At 67.1% G+C, this 16,472-nt stretch carries 15 protein-coding genes, 1 tRNA gene and 2 pseudogenes; 10 read left to right on the top strand and 8 right to left on the bottom strand.

Annotation, left to right across the window (positions count from 1 at the left end; all coding sequences use genetic code 11):
- Window positions 1-5 precede the first annotated feature (5 nt).
- Window positions 6-569, bottom strand: a complete 564-nt coding sequence (efp, locus tag NUV94_04285; GenBank protein ID MCR4391998.1) for an elongation factor P — start codon at window positions 567-569, stop codon at window positions 6-8.
- Between the two features lie 67 nt (window positions 570-636).
- The gene (locus NUV94_04280) at window positions 637-1,092 is read right to left on the bottom strand and encodes a DUF2227 family putative metal-binding protein (GenBank protein MCR4391997.1); all 456 of its coding nucleotides are present in this window, start codon (window positions 1,090-1,092) and stop codon (window positions 637-639) included.
- Between the two features lie 120 nt (window positions 1,093-1,212).
- Between NUV94_04280 and NUV94_04275 the strand changes: the two genes are divergently transcribed.
- From NUV94_04275 to topA, 3 genes are all read left to right on the top strand, one after another.
- Window positions 1,213-1,485: a co-chaperone GroES gene (locus tag NUV94_04275; protein MCR4391996.1), complete on the top strand. Its 273-nt coding sequence runs from the start codon at window positions 1,213-1,215 to the stop codon at window positions 1,483-1,485.
- A 10-nt stretch (window positions 1,486-1,495) separates the two neighbouring features.
- Entirely contained in the window at window positions 1,496-3,115 is a 1,620-nt protein-coding gene (gene groL, locus NUV94_04270; GenBank protein MCR4391995.1) for a chaperonin GroEL, read from the top strand.
- 101 nt (window positions 3,116-3,216) lie between these two features.
- Window positions 3,217-5,463: a type I DNA topoisomerase gene (gene topA / locus NUV94_04265; GenBank protein MCR4391994.1), complete on the top strand. Its 2,247-nt coding sequence runs from the start codon at window positions 3,217-3,219 to the stop codon at window positions 5,461-5,463.
- A gap of 2 nt (window positions 5,464-5,465) precedes the next feature.
- Here the strand turns inward: topA and NUV94_04260 are convergent, their stop codons facing one another.
- The gene (locus NUV94_04260; GenBank protein MCR4391993.1) at window positions 5,466-6,410 is read right to left on the bottom strand and encodes a sigma-70 family RNA polymerase sigma factor; all 945 of its coding nucleotides are present in this window, start codon (window positions 6,408-6,410) and stop codon (window positions 5,466-5,468) included.
- A 250-nt stretch (window positions 6,411-6,660) separates the two neighbouring features.
- Between NUV94_04260 and NUV94_04255 the strand changes: the two genes are divergently transcribed.
- The 4 genes and pseudogenes from NUV94_04255 to NUV94_04240 all read left to right on the top strand — a co-directional run bounded on the left by NUV94_04255 (window position 6,661) and on the right by NUV94_04240 (window position 10,992).
- Entirely contained in the window at window positions 6,661-7,500 is an 840-nt protein-coding gene (locus NUV94_04255; protein MCR4391992.1) for a sulfide/dihydroorotate dehydrogenase-like FAD/NAD-binding protein, read from the top strand.
- A gap of 20 nt (window positions 7,501-7,520) precedes the next feature.
- A complete protein-coding gene (gltA, locus tag NUV94_04250) occupies window positions 7,521-8,915 on the top strand; it encodes an NADPH-dependent glutamate synthase (protein MCR4391991.1) in 1,395 nt (464 codons plus the stop codon).
- A 196-nt stretch (window positions 8,916-9,111) separates the two neighbouring features.
- A pseudogene (locus NUV94_04245) lies at window positions 9,112-10,140 on the top strand (Glu/Leu/Phe/Val dehydrogenase).
- Between the two features lie 105 nt (window positions 10,141-10,245).
- Window positions 10,246-10,992, top strand: coding sequence for a Crp/Fnr family transcriptional regulator (locus NUV94_04240; protein ID MCR4391990.1), 747 nt, complete (start codon window positions 10,246-10,248; stop codon window positions 10,990-10,992).
- On the opposite strand, the gene NUV94_04235 is transcribed toward NUV94_04240, so the two are convergent.
- Window positions 10,973-11,623 carry a Crp/Fnr family transcriptional regulator gene (locus NUV94_04235; protein ID MCR4391989.1) on the bottom strand — a complete coding sequence of 217 codons (651 nt, stop codon included), beginning with the start codon at window positions 11,621-11,623 and terminating at the stop codon, window positions 10,973-10,975. The two genes, NUV94_04240 and NUV94_04235, sit on opposite strands and share 20 nt — an antisense overlap.
- A gap of 302 nt (window positions 11,624-11,925) precedes the next feature.
- On the opposite strand from NUV94_04235, the gene NUV94_04230 reads away from it, so the two are divergent.
- A complete protein-coding gene (locus NUV94_04230; protein ID MCR4391988.1) occupies window positions 11,926-13,239 on the top strand; it encodes a Glu/Leu/Phe/Val dehydrogenase in 1,314 nt (437 codons plus the stop codon).
- Between the two features lie 18 nt (window positions 13,240-13,257).
- On the top strand, window positions 13,258-13,563 hold the full coding sequence (locus NUV94_04225; protein ID MCR4391987.1) for a nucleotidyltransferase domain-containing protein: 306 nt from the start codon (window positions 13,258-13,260) through the stop codon (window positions 13,561-13,563).
- 18 nt (window positions 13,564-13,581) lie between these two features.
- Here NUV94_04225 and NUV94_04220 read toward each other — a convergent pair whose 3' ends face one another.
- A complete protein-coding gene (locus NUV94_04220; GenBank protein MCR4391986.1) occupies window positions 13,582-14,181 on the bottom strand; it encodes an HAD family hydrolase in 600 nt (199 codons plus the stop codon).
- A 121-nt stretch (window positions 14,182-14,302) separates the two neighbouring features.
- Between NUV94_04220 and NUV94_04215 the strand changes: the two genes are divergently transcribed.
- A complete protein-coding gene (locus NUV94_04215; protein ID MCR4391985.1) occupies window positions 14,303-14,818 on the top strand; it encodes a nitroreductase family protein in 516 nt (171 codons plus the stop codon).
- Between the two features lie 48 nt (window positions 14,819-14,866).
- Here NUV94_04215 and NUV94_04210 read toward each other — a convergent pair.
- From NUV94_04210 to NUV94_04200, 3 genes and pseudogenes are all read right to left on the bottom strand, one after another.
- Window positions 14,867-14,954: transfer RNA gene (locus NUV94_04210), tRNA-Ser, on the bottom strand.
- A gap of 69 nt (window positions 14,955-15,023) precedes the next feature.
- Entirely contained in the window at window positions 15,024-15,719 is a 696-nt protein-coding gene (locus NUV94_04205; protein ID MCR4391984.1) for a glutamate dehydrogenase, read from the bottom strand.
- Between the two features lie 34 nt (window positions 15,720-15,753).
- Window positions 15,754-16,145, bottom strand: a pseudogene (locus NUV94_04200) (hypothetical protein).
- Between the last annotated feature and the right edge of the window lie 327 nt (window positions 16,146-16,472).

Below are 16,472 nucleotides of genomic sequence, written 5' to 3'. Positions count from 1 at the left end.
CCCCCTTACCCTACCCGCTCCACGTACGCCCCGGTGCGGGTGTCCACCCGGATCACCTCGCCCACCGTCACGAACAACGGCACCTTGACGACCAGCCCCGTCTCCAACGTGGCCGGCTTCTCCCCGCCGGTGGCCGTATCGCCCTTGACCCCGGGCGGTGTCTCCACCACCCGCAGGTCCACGAAGTTCGGCGGCTCCACCTTGACCATCTCCCCATGGTAGAAAAGGCCGGTGAAGTCCAGGCCCTCCACCATGTACCCACGGATCGGCTCCACCGCCTCCGCGGGGACCTCGTATTCCTCGAACGACCCCTTGTCCATGAACGTGTACTTCCCTCCGGCCTGATATAGGTATTGGAGGGGCCGGACTTCCAAGAACGCGATCTCGATGTTGTCCGAGTCCCGCAGGATCTCCGTAACCACCCGTCCGGTGCGCATCCCCCTGAGCTTGGCCCGGACGAACGCGCTGCCCCGGCCCCGCTTCACATGCTCGAACTCCATCACCTCGTAGAGCTCGCCCTGGTAAAGGATCGTCATCCCCCGCGTGATCTCACCGATTGAAATCCCCATTGTATCCTCCTGGAACCTATCCCCTTTATACCACCCGCCCCCGAGAGGTACAACCGCCTGCGCGGGGTCACCGCCCGCGCCGGAGGCGGGTCACGCCCCGGTCGAGGAGGACATGGAGAAGCTGGGGGAGGTAGATGCCCACGAGCACAGGGAGGACGGAGTCCCGGGGGAACGAGCTGGGGAACGGGACCCCGGCCACGACATGGAGGACGGTCCACACCGCACCTCCTACCACCACCAGGTAGGCGAGGCGGGTCAGGGGGCCGAACACCGGCGAATGGGAGAGGCCGCGGTGGCGGAACAGGGCGGCGTAGGGAGCCCACAGGAACCGGGCCGCCCCCCAGCGGCGGGCGGCGGCGGTGTGGACGAGGTCGAGGTCGGGGGACAGGAACAAGCTCGCCCCCACGTACGCGGCGGTGAACAGAACGAGCGGGGTTCTTTCCACCCCGAGCGTCCCGCCGATCGCCGCCCACACCGGCAGGGTACCGAGCTCACATGCAAGGTGCGCCTTGCCCGAGGGCACAGGACACTGTACCGGCCAAAGGAGCTGGAGACAACCTTGACTTGCCCAGTGGGGACGGTACAATCCACTCCGGTTAGCAGCTTGCACCCCAGAGTGCTAAACCCACGATAGGAGGTGACGATGAAGGTCAAACCGTTGGGCAATCGGGTGCTCGTCAAGAAGCTCGAAGAGGAGGAGCGCCGGACCCCGGGCGGCATCGTCCTGCCGGAGTCGGTCAAGGATGAGAAGGCGATCAAGGGCGAAGTGGTCGCCCTGGGCACCAGCGAGAAGTTTGAGGTAAAAGAAGGCGACAAGATCCTGATCTCCGCTTACTCAGGAACCGAAATCCGCATGGGCGAGGAAAAATACCTGCTCGTGAAGACCACCGACATCCTCGCCATCGTTGAGGAATGAGGAGGTGACCATGGCCGCCAAGGACGTGGTGTTCGGAGAAGAAGCGCGCCGCAAGATCTTGACCGGTGTTGAGAACCTGGCCAGCGTGGTCCGGGTCACGCTCGGCCCCCGTGGGCGCAACGTGGGCATCGAGAAGAAGTTCGGGTCCCCGGACATCGTCAACGACGGGGTGACCATCGCCGAGGAGCAGGAGTACAAGGACCCGTTCGAGAACATGGGGGCCCAGCTCGTCAAAGAGGTGGCGTCCAAGACCAACGACGTGGCCGGGGACGGCACGACCACCGCCACCATCCTCGCCCACGCGCTCGTCAAGGAGGGGTTCAAGATGGTCGCCGCCGGCGCCAACCCGATGGCCCTGAAAAGGGGCATGGAGAAGGGGGTTAAGGTGGTGGTGGACGAGCTCAAGAAGATGTCGCGGAAGCTGTCCACCAAGGCCGAGACCGCCCAGGTGGCGTCCATCACTGCCCACGACCCGGAAATCGGGCGGGTCATCGCCGACGCCATGGAGGAGGTGGGCGAGGCCGGGGTGATCACCGTTGAGGATTCCGACACCATCGAGACCTACTACGAGGTGGTGGAGGGGATGCAGTTCGACCGTGAGTACATCTCCCCGTACTTCGTGACCAACCCCAAGAAGATGGAGGTCGAGCTGGAGAATCCGTACATCCTCATCACCGACCGGGAGCTGAAGAACGCGATGGAGCTGATCCCTCTCCTGGAGAAGGTGGCCCAGGCCGGCCGCCCGCTCCTCGTGATCGCCAAGGACGTGACCGGGGAGGCCCTGTCCACCCTTGTCCTCAACAAGCTCAAGGGGACACTGGCCTCGTGCGCGGTCAAGGCCCCGGGGTTCGGAGACCGGCGCAAGGCGATGCTGGAGGACATCGCCATCCTCACCGGCGGGGTGGTGGTGGCCGAGGACGCGGGGATGGAGATCAAGAACACGACCCTGGACATGCTCGGCCGCGCGGAGCGCGTGCGCGTGGACCACGAGGACACGACGATCATCGGCGGCAAGGGCGATCCCGAGGCGATCAAGGCCCGCATCGAGCAGATCGAGGAGCAGATCAAGACCACCGACAGCGACTACGACCGGGAGAAGCTGGAGGAGCGGAAGGCCAAGCTCGCCGGCGGGGTGGCGGTGATCAAGGTCGGCGCGGCCACCGAGACCGAGCTCGAGGAGAAGAAGCACCGCATGGAGGACGCCCTCGAGGCCACCAAGGCCGCGGTGGACGAGGGGATCCTGCCCGGCGGTGGGGTGGCCCTGCTGCGGACGATCAAGGCTCTCGGGAAGCTGGAGAAGGAGCTGGAGGGCGACGAGAAGGTCGGCGTCCAGCTCCTCAAGAAGGCCCTGGAGGCCCCGGCCCGGCAGCTCGCGGAGAACGCGGGGTTCGAGGGCGCGGTGATCGTGGAGCGCCTGAAGCAAGAGAAGGACGCGATCGGGTTCGACGTGGTGGCCGAGGAGTTCCGGGACATGTTCGAGGCCGGGATCATCGACCCGACCAAGGTCACCCGGTCGGCGCTGCAGAACGCGGCGTCGATCGCCGGGATGCTCCTCACCACGGAAGCGCTCGTGGCGGAGATCAAGGAAGAAAAGAAGGAGACGGTCCCGCCTCCGCCGCCGGAGTACTGACACAAAGGGACAAGGCCCTGGCCGTACGGCCGGGGCCTTTCTTTTCCCGGGTCCCGCCTTGCGCTCCCCGGGGGTCACCCCGATAATGCCCGGCCGAACCTATGGCCAAGCACGTGATCATCGTGGAGTCGCCCACCAAGGCCCGTACCTTGGCCTCGTACCTGGGGAAGGAGTTCCTCGTCCTGTCCTCAAAAGGCCACGTGCGGGACCTCCCGGAGCGGGAGCTCGGGGTGGACGTGGAGAACGGATTCACCCCGAAGTGGGCGGTGCGAGACCACAAGCTCGTCGCCCAGCTGCGAGAGAAGACCGAGGACGCCCGGTGCATCTACCTCGCCACCGACCCTGACCGGGAGGGGGAAGCCATCGCCTATGACCTCGCGGAGCTCCTCGGCGATGGGGACCGCTACGCCCGCGTCCTTCTGTACGAGATCACCCCCGACGCGGTCCGCCAGGCTCTGGCCGCTCCGGGGGCGATCGACCTCGCCAAGGTCGAGGCCCAGCGGACGCGGCGGATCCTGGATCGCCTGGTAGGGTACCAGGTGAGCCCATTCCTCTCGCGGGTGCTGGCCGGCCGCCGGTTCGAGGGCCTCTCCGCAGGGCGGGTGCAGTCGGTGGCCCTACGGTTCATCTGCGATCGGGAGCTGGAGATCCAGGACTTCGTTCCCGAGCCGTACTGGGAGATAGCGGCCGTCTTCCCCACCGATCCTGCGTTCACCGCCCGGCTCGACGGGAAGCTCACCGCGCGGGAGGCCGTAGAGGCGCTCACCGCCGAGCTCCGCGGGGCCCGGTTCGCGGTGGAGAAGGTGGAGGAAGAGGAGGTCCATCGCCGGCCCTCGCCCCCGTTCATCACCTCCACCCTCCAGCAGGCAGCGGGGAACGAGCTCGGGTTCTCCCCCCGACGCACGATGCAGATCGCCCAGGAGCTCTACGAGGGGGTGGACATCGGCGGGGAGATCGTGGGCCTCATCACCTACATGCGCACCGACTCGGTGCGCCTGAGCGACTCCGCCATCGCCTCCGCCCGATCGTTCATCAAGTCTCGGTTCGGAACGGAGTTCCTAAGTCCAAAGCCCCGCCGGTTCAAGAACAAGCACCGGGCCCAGGACGCCCACGAGGCGATCCGCCCCACCCAGGTCGCGCGGACCCCGGAAGACGTGGCCCCGTACCTCACCGCGGAGCAGCGGAGGCTGTACGACCTCATCTGGCGGAGGTTCGTCGCCACCCAGATGGCCGACGGGCTCTGGCGGCGGCGGAAGTTGTCCATCCGGGCCGGACAACACCTGTTCCAGGCGTCCACGTCATGGCCGGAGTTCCCCGGGTTCGCCGCGGTGCTGCCAGTGGCCAAGCTCGACGACGAGGGCAACCCGTTGCCGGAGGGCATCCCCGTGGGCGCCGTGCTCCCTGTCCCGGAGATCCAGGTGGAGGAGCATAAGACCGAGCCCCCCAAGCGGTACACCGAGGCCGGGCTGGTGCGCAAGCTCGAACAGGAAGGGATCGGGCGCCCCAGCACCTACGCCACCATCGTGTCCGTGATCCAGGACCGTGGCTACGTGTACCGGGAAAACGGGGCCCTCCGCCCGACCCTGCTCGGCCACATCGTGACCGACTTCCTGCGCCTGCACTTCCCGGAGACGGTGCAGGAGGCGTTCACCGCCGAGATGGAGGCCGACCTCGACCGGATCCAGGAAGGGGAGCTCGGCCGGGACGAGGTCCTGCGCGCGTTCTACCGTTGGTTCTCCAAGCGTCTCCAGGCGGTGGAAGACGCCCTCAGCCAAGGGAGGAAGCCGTTCCGGGTCATGACAGACGTGGCGTGCCCGACGTGCGGAGCGCCGATGGAGGTACGGGTGTGGAAGGGCGGCCTGTACCTCGGCTGTTCCCGCTACCCGGAGTGCCGGACGACGAAGAACCTTCCCCCGAACGCGGCGTTCCGCTACCGGCCGGATCGGGTGGAGGTGGGCGATGGCCTCTCCGCGGCCGAGTCCGCTCCGTCGACCCCGTGCCCGACGTGCGGGACCCCCATGACCGTTCGCCACGGCCGCTACGGACGGTACCTGGCCTGTCCGAGCTGCAAGGCCACCACCGCCGTGCCCACCGGAGTGGTGTGTCCGGCGTGCCGGGAGGGGGAGCTGGTGGAGCGGTTCGGGAAACGTTACGGCACGTTCTACGGGTGCTCCCGGTACCCGGACTGCCGATTCCGCCTCTCGGGCCGACCGGTGGAGCCATGTCCCACCTGCAGAGCGGGGGTCCTGTACGAGGATCCCCGCCACGGGACACGCTGCTCGAACCCGGAATGCCCGACCCGGGCCCAGACCCTCTCCGCCGCGGGCAGGGGGATGACCGCCGTTTGAGGTCAATCCTCGTCGAGGATCTGGCGGAACCTCTCCAGCTTCCGCAGGACGTCGGAGTCGCGCAGCTTCTCTAGCCCTTCCTTCTGGATCTGGCGCACCCGCTCCCGGGAGATCCCGAAGATCTCCCCCACCTCGTCCAGGGTCCTCGGGGGGTTGCCATCGAGGCCGTAGCGGAGCTCGATCACCCGGCGCTCCCGGGGGGTGAGCCGTTCCCGCAGCGCCTTCTGCAGCTCCTGCTTCAGGAGCTCCTTGAACGTCTCCCAGGTCGGGGACACCGCGGCCTCATCCTCGATGAAGTCCCCCAGCACCGCCCCTTCGTCCTCGTACCCAATCGGGGTATCGAGGGACGCCGTGTACTGAGCGGTCTTCTTGGCCTTGACGATGTTGTCCACCGTGGTGTCCAGCTCCTCGGCCAGCTCCTCCAGGCTGGGGCCGGTGCCGTGTTCCTTCACGTGCTCCCGCTCCGCTTGGTGGATCTTGCGGATGAGCTCGTTGATGTGGGTCGGGACGCGGATCGTGCGGGAGCGGTTGGTGATCGCCCGCAGGATGGCCTGGCGGATCCACCACGTGGCATAGGTGGAGAACTTGTACCCCTTGCGCCAGTCGAACTTCTCCACCGCCTTCATCAGCCCAAGGTTCCCCTCCTGGATCAGGTCCAGGAACGGCAGCCCGCACCCCCGGTACTTCTTGGCGATGGACACCACCAGGCGCAGGTTGGCCTCGGCCAGCTTCTCCTTGGCCGCCTTGTCCCCGGCCTCCACGCGCTGGGCCAGCTCCACCTCCTCCTCCTTGGTCAGGAGGGGGACACGGGAGATCTCGTCGAAGTACGTCCGGATCGGGTTCTCCGGGGAGCGACGGCCCTCGTCCTCGTCGTCAAACCAGGAGAGCTCCTCGTCCGCGAGGCTCTGTTCCTCGTTCACCTCGTTGCCAAACCTCACTACTTCCATTTACCCTCACTCCTTATTGGATTGGTTCGCACTCAGGGGCAAAAATATAAGGGGGAAAACCAACCCTTATAGCCACCTAAGACTATAGCACGAAATCCCGCGCTTGTGAAGACCCTCGAAGACCTCTTCAGATCGCGCTCACTTCCGCCATGGCCACCTACACGGCGCTTCGCCCCCCACCCGAGGCCGCCCCCATGGCGGGGCAACTCCGGCCATAATTAAGGAAACAATCAAGGGACGGTGAACAACGGTGAACAAGGTCATGGACAAGAGGGCCCTTGGCCCGGGCATCGTGGAGTTCACGGTGGCGGCCCCGCTCATCGCCCGCAAGGCACGGGCCGGCCAGTTCGTGGTCGTGCGCGCCCACGAGCGGGGGGAGCGGATCCCCCTCACCCTCGCCGACTGGGACAGCGCGAGCGGGACGATCACCCTGGTCGTGCAGGAGGTGGGCAAGAGCACCCGCGAGCTCGGGGAGGAGTTCGCGGTCGGCGACGCCATCCGCGACGTGGCCGGCCCCTTGGGCACCCCGTCGGAGATCATGGCCTACGGGACCGTGGTCTGCGTGGGGGGCGGGGTCGGGATCGCCCCGATCTACCCCATCGCCCGCGCCCTCCACGACGCGGGCAACGAGGTGATCGCCATCGCCGGCGCCCGCACCAAAGAACTCCTGTTCTGGCTGGACCGGCTGGGGCAGGTCTCCGATCAGCTCATCGTGACCACCGACGACGGCAGCTTCGGCAAGAAAGGCGTGACCCCCGCCGCGCTCCAGGAGGTGCTCCAAGCGCGGCGGGTGGACCACGTATGGGCGATCGGCCCGGCGATCATGATGAAGTTCTGCACCCAAGTCTGCCGGGAGTTCGGGGTCCCCATCACCGTGTCCCTGAACTCGATCATGATCGACGGCACCGGGATGTGCGGCGGATGCCGGGTAGAGGTGAAAGGAGAGAGCCGGTTCGCGTGCGTGGACGGCCCCGAGTTCCCCGGGGACCAGGTGAACTGGGACCTCCTCCTCGCCCGGCTGGGGACGTTCAAGGACGAGGAGCGGTGCGCCCTGGAGCGGTACCTCGCGGCGAAGGGGGTGGCCCGGTGATCCGCCCGACCCAAGTGCCGATGCGCGAACAGGACCCGAAAGCCCGCATCCACAACTTCGACGAGGTCCCTCTTGGGTACACCCCCGACGAGGCGTTGGAGGAAGCGGCGCGCTGCCTCCAGTGCAAGAACGCCCCGTGCGTCAAGGGATGTCCGGTCAACGTCGACATCCCGAAGTTCATCCGCGAGATCCGCGACGGCGACTTCCGCGGCGCCATCGCCACGATCAAGGAGACGAACAACCTCCCCGCGATCTGCGGCCGGGTGTGCCCCCAGGAGACCCAATGCCAGGCCCCGTGCACCCTCGGGCGCAGGTTCGAACCGGTGGCGATCGGACGCCTGGAGCGGTTCGTCGCTGACTGGGAGTACGAGAACGGCGTTTCGATTCCCCGGGTCGGCGACCCGACCGGGTTCCGGGTGGCGGTCATCGGGTCAGGTCCGGCCGGACTGACCTGCGCCGCCGACCTCCGGCGCCTCGGGCACGCGGTGACCGTGTTCGAGGCGTTGCACGAGCCGGGCGGGGTGCTGATGTACGGGATCCCCGAGTTCCGCCTCCCCAAACGCATCGTCGGGGCGGAGATCGAGGGCCTCAACCGGATGGGGGTCGAGATCCAGGTCAACGTGGTCGTCGGCCGCACCCTGACCATCGACGAGCTCCTGGCCGATGGGTACGCGGCGGCGTTCGTGGGCACCGGGGCCGGGTTCCCCAAGTTCCTCGGGGTGGCCGGGGAGAACCTGATCGGGATCTACTCCGCCAACGAGTTCCTGACCCGGGTCAACCTGATGCGCGCGTACCTGTTCCCGGAGTACGACACCCCGGTCAAGATCGGGAAGCGGGTGGCGGTGGTGGGCGGGGGGAACGTGGCCATGGACGCCGCCCGCACCGCGCTGCGCCTGGGGGCGGAGCAGGTGATGATCCTGTACCGCCGCACCGAGGCGGAGATGCCGGCCCGCGCCGAGGAGGTCCACCACGCCAAGGAGGAAGGCATCGAGTTCCACACCCTGGTGAACCCGGTGCGGTTCCTGGGGGAGAACGGCCGGGTGGTGGATGTGGAATGTATCCGCATGGAGCTCGGGGAACCGGACGAGTCCGGCCGCCGCCGGCCGGTACCGGTGGCCGGCTCCAACTTCGTCCTCCCCGTGGACACAGCGGTCATCGCCATCGGGAACGAACCCCATCCGCTCGTCCCCCGGACCACGCCGGGCCTGGACGTGGCCCGGGAGGGCACGATCGTCGCCGACGAGGACGGGTGCACGAGCCGGGAGGGCGTGTTCGCGGGAGGGGACATCGTCACCGGCGCGGCGACGGTCATCTCGGCGATGGGCGCGGGCAAGCGGGCCGCCTACGCGATCCACCGCTACCTCGCCAAGGGGCGCGCCGGGCGGAAACCCGGACCTCCCATCGCCGCCGCGTAGCCGATCGGCCCTCCCTTCCCAGAATACGTTACCACCATGGCCGATTCCGCCCCATGATCCTTTCGAATGACGGCATTATCGTGTCTTCTTTGCGAACAATGCCTTGGCAAAAGCCATGACATCCTCTAAGATCGCGCCGAGGCGGGGCACGGTGGCGCCCCACTCAGCCAAGGGAGGAGGAAGCATGGAGATCGGCATGAAGACCAGCTTGAACCCGTTTACGATCGCCCAGCGTCAGCTCGATGAAGCGGCCCGATTCCTCGACTTGGACCCTGATCTGCACGAGCTTTTGCGCTGGCCGATGCGCGAGTTCCACGTACGGATCCCGGTGCGGATGGACGGTGGCGCGGTCCGGGTGTTCGAGGGGTTCCGGGTCCAGTACAACCGGGAAGGGAGGGGTGGCGTGCAACCCCAAGGAGATGAGCCCGTGGGAGCTGGAGCGCCTCGCCCGGGGGTACATCCGCGCGTTGGGCCACTACATCGGCCCCGACGTCGACGTCCCCGCCCCGGACGTGTACACCAACCCCCAGGTCATGGCGTGGATGCTCGACGAGTACGAGACGATCACCGGGCACCGCGCCCCGGGTGTGATCACCGGGAAGCCCCTCCCCCTGGGCGGGTCCGCCGGCCGGGGCGATGCCACCGCCAGGGGTGGCATGTACTGCATCCGCGAGGCGGGGAAGGCTCTGGACATCCCCCTCGCCGGGGCCACCGCCGCCATTCAAGGCTACGGCAACGCCGGGCAGTACGCCCATAGCCTGGGACAGGAACTCCTTCGGTGGTCGGCTTCCCCGGGGCCAAAGGCATCACCAACGCGGAGATCCTGGAGCTCCCTGTGACGGTGCTGATCCCGGCCGCGCTTGAGAACCAGATCACCGCCGCCAATGCCCCCCGCATCAAGGCGCGCATCGTGGCCGAACTCGCCAACGGCCCCACAACCCCAGAGGCGGACCAGATCCTCCACAAGAACAAGGTCTACGTGATTCCCGACTTCCTGTGCAACGCGGGTGGGGTGACCGTATCCTACTTCGAGCAGGTGCAGAACGCGTACAACTACTACTGGGACGAGGCCGAGGTCTACAAGCGCCTGGACCAGAAGATGACAACGGCGTTCCACGCCGTACATAACACCGCCCAAGGGCACAAGGTCCACAACCGTCTCGGGGCCTACCTCGTGGCCGTATCCAGGGTGGCGGAGGCGGTGAAGCTGCGGGGCTGGGCCTAGCGTAGGGACGGCCGAGGGCCATCGTGGGGGGCGCTCGCGAGCGCCCCTCTTTCCTTCCGCGTGGTGTAAACCCACGACAGGTATTAGAATTCAAGCGACATAACCATGCCCAAGATCACGCTCAAGGAATCCCCGGCCAGCTGCCTGGCCAAGGCCTTCCCCAGTCTGACCGATGAGGAACGGGGAGCGCTCGAACGCCTGGCCCTCGTGCTCCGGTTCGACGCCGATGAGCTCATCGCCCAGGAGAGCTCCTACTGCTCCGGGGTATACGTGGTGTGTCAGGGGCTCTTGTACATCGGCAAGTACGCGCCCAAGACCCATGAGAAGCGGGTCTTGCGGTTCCTCACCCCGGGGGAGTGGTACGGCCTGGAGCCGTTCTTCCTGGGCCGCGAGCCGGTGAACCTCCAGTTTGCCCGGACCATCGTCGAGTCCACCCTCCTCTTCTTCGACACCGCCCGGTTCCGGGCGTTCCTCCAGCATCACCCCCAGGCCCTGTTCGACCTATGCCGGTGGTTCGGCCGGGAGGTGGCGATGCTCGAGTTCAAGCTCACCCGCGAGGCCACCGAGTCCGCCGATCGGAACCTCGCCCTCCTGCTTTTGGCCCTGGCCAACAAGTACGGGACCCTGAACACCGATGGCTCGGTGCTCCTCGATCTTCCCATCACCCGGCAGACGATGGCCGAGCTCCTCGGGGTGTCGGTGGAGACCTTGATGCGCATGCTGCGCCGGTTCCGCGAGCGGGGCCTGATCCAAACGCACCGCTCGGGGATCAAGATCCTGTCCAAGGAAAAGCTCGATGAGCTGGCGCGGACCCCCGAGCTTTACCTGCACATCATCGAGGAGACCCTATAAGCGCCGCTTCTCCCAGGACCGTGCGCAACCGATCCCGGTCCCCTACGATCTCCCCCTCCGCCTGCTCCACCACCCCCATCCTGGCAAGCTGGGTCAAGGCTTGCCGGACGGTGTGCCGGGAGAGGCCCAGGAGGGAGGCGAGAAGGGTCGTGGACACGGGCAGGCGCACCTGGTCTCCATCGTCCTCGCCCCACCGCATCAGGAACCACGCCAGCACCCGTTCCGCGTGCTCCCGGTACAAGGCGAGGGCATGCCAGTCCAGCACGCTCTCGGCCAGGCTAGACAGGACCAGCTCCCGAAATTGCTCCTCCGCCAAGGCCTCGTTCCACACGCCGGCAGGGGCGAACCTGAGGATCGCCGCGGTCAATGCCCGGGCGAACCCCCAATACCGAGGGGGGATGTCCAACCGCCACGCCTCGACCCCAAGGAGGTCCCCCGGCCCGGCCACCCCCACCGGTTGGGAGGTGCCGAGCACGTAACCTCCCCGTATCACCAACCCCTCGGCCACCACGTACACCCCGGCCGCGAACGCGCCTTCCTGAAAGATCAGCTCCCCCGCGCCGTAGTGGACCTCGAGCGTTCCCGGGAGGGCCTGGAGCTCGGCGAGCAGCCGCTGTCTTCGTCCAGCCATGACCTGCCAACGATGCCCCAAACCCAGGCCCACCGAAACCTAGACTGACAAGTGATTTCTCGGCAATGTGGCACCCTGCTCTCCCCCAATCCACAAGGCAAAGGTGATCATCTGGGGGCATCGATATCCGTCAATTGATCACGAATTGCTTGTCATATCGATGTTTGCTTCTCGCCATGCTGTAACCCCTGGCGGGCATGAACACGCGCCTGTTCATGCAAAAAGGAAGCGCTCATTCCTCCTGAGTGGCAATGTGAATTGCCTACTGCGCCTCTAGGCTTTCCGTCGAGGAGGTGCGAACGATGACGTCCGATAAGGCTGGACAAGCGCAAGCCACGGTGGAGCGCGCCCTCAAGGCCACCGAGGTCAACCCGTACGAGATGTTCCGGACCCAGGTGGGCCTGGCCGGCGAGAAGCTCCGCCTCCCCGTGGACTTGCTGGAGATGGTCAAGCGCCCGGAGCGGGTGTTGGAGGTATCCGTGCCGGTGCGCATGGACCACGGGGGGATCACGGTGTTCACCGGCTACCGGGTGCAGCACTCCTCGGCCCGAGGGCCGTGCAAGGGGGGCATCCGCTACCACCCCGGGGTGACGCTGGACGAGGTCAAGGCGCTGGCGGGATGGATGACGTGGAAGTGCGCGGTGGTGGACATCCCGCTCGGTGGGGGCAAGGGCGGGATCGTGTGCGATCCAACCACCCTCTCGGAAGGGGAGCTTGAGCGCCTGACCCGGCGGTACACGGCGATGATCCTCCCCCTCATCGGCCCCCAGCACGACATCCCTGCCCCGGACGTGAACACGAGCGCCCGGATCATGAACTGGATCATGGACACCGCCACCGTCCTCCGGGGCGAGCCGATGTACGCCATCGTCACCGGCAAGGACCTCGCGGTGGGCGGGGCCCGCGGGCGCCGGGAGGCCACCGGCCGCGGGGTGATGATCGTAACCCAGGAGATCCTGAACCGGCTGGGGCGTGGCCTCGCCGGGACCACGGTGGCCGTGCAGGGGTTCGGCAACGTGGGCTCGGTGGCAGCGCTGCTCCTGCACGAGAGCGGGGCTAAGGTGGTGGGGGTGTCCGACGTCTCCGGGGCCCTCCACAGCCCGAACGGCCTGAACATCCCCGAGCTCGTGGACTACGTGGCCCACTCCCCCAAGCACCTCATCGCCGGGTACACCGCCCCCGGAGTGGAGGAGATCCCCGGCCCCGAGGTGCTCACCCTGGACGTGGACGTCCTGATCCCAGCAGCGCTTGAGGGCCAGATCACCGAGGACAACGCCGCCCGGATCCGGGCCAAGGTCATCGTGGAAGGCGCCAACGGGCCAACCACCCCGGAGGCGGACGTGATCCTGGAGGAGCAGGGCCGGGTGGTGGTGCCGGACATCCTGGCCAATGCCGGCGGGGTGGTGGTGTCGTACTTCGAGTGGGTCCAGAACCTGCAGAGCTTCTACTGGGAGGAGGGAGAAACCAACGACCGCCTGAGCCGCATCATGCGCCGCGCGTTCCAGGCGGTGTGGGATTACGCCCGGGAGCGCGGGGTCTCCCTGCGGACGGCAGCGTTCATGCTGGGGCTGGAGCGGGTGGTGCAGGCGATCCGCCTGCGCGGGATCTTCCCGTGATCCCAAGCACCCCCGAGCTTGCTCCTGGGCCCGACGTTTCGCGCGGTGTACATCTACGGGAGCACCCTGGAGAACCGAGCCCGACCGGCTTCAGACGTGGACATCATCGTGTGGGTTCAACGCAAGACGGACACCGTGGAGAGCCTGCTCCGGCGGCTGGACCACCTGTTGGCGAGCGGCTATCGGACGCTGGCCGGGTGCGAACACCCGGAGCATCTGTTCGACTTCCACCTCGTGGACGATGCGGACGTGGAGCTGGGGCGGGGGTACGGGGCTGTCGTCCGCTCGGTGTGGACCGCCCCCATGTGCCTATGGCGTAGGTGAGCTGAACCGCTTGCTGGTTCAAGGGACCCAGCGGGCCAGGAGGTCTCGGGCCTCGGCGAGATCCTGGACCTCGTGGTAACTGGCCTCGGGCGGGAAGAACGGGCGCATCCACTCCTCCGGCCGGACGAGGATCACCTGGGCGATCCCGGCCTCGTGGGCGGCGATGAGGTCGAAGTGGGAATCGCCGATGACCACCGCCTCCGCCGGCAGGACCCCAAGCTCCTCAAGCGGCTGCAGAAACGCGGCCGGGGCCGGCTTCATCGGGCCATTGTCCCGGGTGAACACGAGGTTGAACGGGAGGCCCGACCGGGCCAGCACGGCCGTAGCGCTCTCGCGTGAGTTGTTCGTAACGAGCACGCACTTCACGCCCCGCCCACGCAGGAAGGCCAGGAGTTCCCCTGTCCCGGGGCGGAGGGCCCCCAGCGCCACCGCCCGTGCCTCGTGGCGGCGCAGGACCTGGATGCCCCGCGCCTGCTCCTCCGGGGGAAGCTCGGCGAGTTGGACCAACAGGGGCCGCCCGTCCTCGGGTAGGCCCAACTCACGACGGACCTCGGCCATCCGTACCGGGGACACCCAGATCGTGCCGTCCATGTCGATGAGCGCCGCTCGGATCGCCATCAGGAACCCTATGGTACCGTGAGGGCGTCCGCCGCGAGCACCGCGGAACCCGTGCCGCCGTCGATGCCCGCCTCACCACGGGTAACATCTGCGGGAGCCATACAGGCGAAAGGAGGGCGCTATGGACGTGACGGAGGCCATCAAGAGGCGCCGGTCGGTGCGGAAGTACACCGGGGACCCGGTGACCGAGGACGACGTGCGGACGGTCCTCACCGCGGCGATCTGGGCGCCGAGCGCGGGCAACGCCCAGCCGTGGCGGTTCATCGTGGTCCGGGACCGGGCGCTCCGGGAGGGGCTGGTCGGGGCCGCGCACGGGCAGCGGTTCCTGGCCGAGGCCCCGCTGGTGATCGTCGTGTGCGCTGATCTCCTGCGGGCGCAGCGGGCGTACGGGGAGCGGGGGGTGACCCTGTACTGCCTCCAGGACACGGCGGCGGCGATTCAGAACATGCTCCTGGCCGCGACGTCGCTGGGGCTGGGCTCGTGCTGGGTGGGGGCGTTCGACGAGGCGAAGGCCAGCGAGCTCCTCGGGCTTCCCTCAGGGCTGCGGCCGGTTGCGCTGATCCCCCTCGGCCGGTTCAAGGAGCCCTCCCCACCGCGGGAGCGCCGCCCCCTCACCGAAGTCGTGGAATATCGCTAGAACTTGACTGGGTCCCCAAGAAGCCGTAAGGCTTCTTGGGGTGAAACCTGGCGGAGGGAGTGGGATTCGAACCCACGGAGCCCGAGGGCTCACCGGTTTTCAAGACCGGCGGTTTCGGCCGCTCACCCATCCCTCCCCGGGGCGATTCTCGGGCCGCCCGCCCGCGGGTGCAACCGGACGGCGCCCCGCAGCCCCCTGGGCCCGATCACGGGAAGATGCCGCGGTTCGTATAGACCTTCTCCAAACGGGATAGGGCAACGATGTAGGCGGTGGTGCGCCAGTCCGTATTGACCTCCCGGGCCCGATCGCGGACCCGAGCGTAGGCGGCGACCAGGATCCGGTGGAGCTTGGCGTCCACCTCCGCCAGATCCCAGAACTCGCTGCGCTTGTTCTGCAACCACTCAAAGTAGCTCACGATCACCCCACCCGCGTTGCAAAGCACGTCGGGCAGGACGTCGATCCCTTTCTCTTGGAGGATCCGATCGCCATCGGGATCGGTGGGGCCGTTGGCACCCTCGGCAACGAGCCAGACCTTGAGGAGGGGGGCGGTGGTGGCGGTGATCTGGTTCTCGAGCGTCGCCGGCACGAAGACATCGGCCTCCATGCTTAGAAACTCATGATGCTCAACCGGCTGTCCGCCGGGGAAGCCACGCACCCCTCCCGTGGCCTTCACGTAGTCCGCCACCGTGTCGGCATCGATCCCCCTGGGGTTGGCGATCGCTCCGGTATGATCCTCGACCGCCACCAGCTTCGCCCCTTGCCGCTTCATGAGCCGCGCCGTCCAGGAACCCACGTTCCCGTAGCCCGAGACGATGTAGGTCAGGTCCGCGAGCTGCACCCTTTTGTCCTTGGCCCACTCCTGGATGCAGTACACCACGCCCTGGCGGTCGCCTTGTCCCACCCCTGGCTCCCGCCGGCCTCGATCGGCTTGCCCGTCACCACATGGACCGAGCGAAACCGCTCGTGGGGAGGAAGGGTGGAAAGGTAGGTGTCCAGGATCCACGCCATGATCTGGGATTCGTGTTCACGTCCGGGGCCGGGATGTCGTACTCCGGCCCGATGTTGTTGCCGAGCGCGTAGGTGAACCGCCTGGTAATCCGCTCCAGCTCAGCCTTGGACTACTGAGAAGGATCGAGCTGGACCCCCCCTTTGGCGCCGCCGAACGGGATGTCCACGATCGCTGATTTCCACGTCATCCAGGTGGCCAGCGCCCGTACCTCATCGATGTCCACCGACGGGTGGTAGCGGAGGCCGCCCTTGAACGGACCGAGGGCTCGTTGTGCTGGACCCGGTATCCGGTGAACACCTCGATCCGCCCGTCGTCCATCTTCACCGGGAAGTGGACCACGATCTCGTTGGTGGTGGCCGACAGGATCTTGCGGATGGCCAGGTCGAGCTTCATTTGGATATAGGCCTACATGACCTGTCAAGGCCGCGAGCTCACGACGCATCGCGGCCACCTTGGGCTGCTCCGGTCCCAGCGAGGACTGGTTGCGGCGCTGCGGACGAGGCAACGCGCTTCTCGTGGTCAGGGTCTGAAGAACAAAGGTCTATGCACGGAACAAGATCTGAACATCCCGCTCGGATGTTCAAGTGGGCCATGCGACCTCCCTTAGCTCGTAGTCCCGTCCCTGTTTCATCATCGACCACATGA

It is taken from the genome of Candidatus Acetothermia bacterium (assembly GCA_024653305.1).
Classification (GTDB): Bacteria; Bipolaricaulota; Bipolaricaulia; order Bipolaricaulales; family Bipolaricaulaceae; genus JACIWI01.
This window is presented reverse-complemented; position numbering and strand designations above follow the sequence as displayed.

Excerpts from the sequence above, each read along its gene's own strand:
- NUV94_04215 (MCR4391985.1), top strand. The coding sequence starts at position 14,303 with ATGGACGTGACGGAGGCCATCAAGAGGCGCCGGTCGGTGCGGAAGTAC.
- NUV94_04235 (MCR4391989.1), bottom strand. The coding sequence starts at position 11,623 with ATGGCTGGACGAAGACAGCGGCTGCTCGCCGAGCTCCAGGCCCTCCCG.
- topA (MCR4391994.1), top strand. The coding sequence starts at position 3,217 with ATGGCCAAGCACGTGATCATCGTGGAGTCGCCCACCAAGGCCCGTACC.
- NUV94_04260 (MCR4391993.1), bottom strand. The coding sequence starts at position 6,410 with ATGGAAGTAGTGAGGTTTGGCAACGAGGTGAACGAGGAACAGAGCCTC.
- groL (MCR4391995.1), top strand. The coding sequence starts at position 1,496 with ATGGCCGCCAAGGACGTGGTGTTCGGAGAAGAAGCGCGCCGCAAGATC.
- NUV94_04230 (MCR4391988.1), top strand. The coding sequence starts at position 11,926 with ATGACGTCCGATAAGGCTGGACAAGCGCAAGCCACGGTGGAGCGCGCC.
- gltA (MCR4391991.1), top strand. The coding sequence starts at position 7,521 with ATGCGCGAACAGGACCCGAAAGCCCGCATCCACAACTTCGACGAGGTC.
- NUV94_04220 (MCR4391986.1), bottom strand. The coding sequence starts at position 14,181 with ATGGCGATCCGAGCGGCGCTCATCGACATGGACGGCACGATCTGGGTG.
- NUV94_04240 (MCR4391990.1), top strand. The coding sequence starts at position 10,246 with ATGCCCAAGATCACGCTCAAGGAATCCCCGGCCAGCTGCCTGGCCAAG.
- NUV94_04275 (MCR4391996.1), top strand. The coding sequence starts at position 1,213 with ATGAAGGTCAAACCGTTGGGCAATCGGGTGCTCGTCAAGAAGCTCGAA.
- efp (MCR4391998.1), bottom strand. The coding sequence starts at position 569 with ATGGGGATTTCAATCGGTGAGATCACGCGGGGGATGACGATCCTTTAC.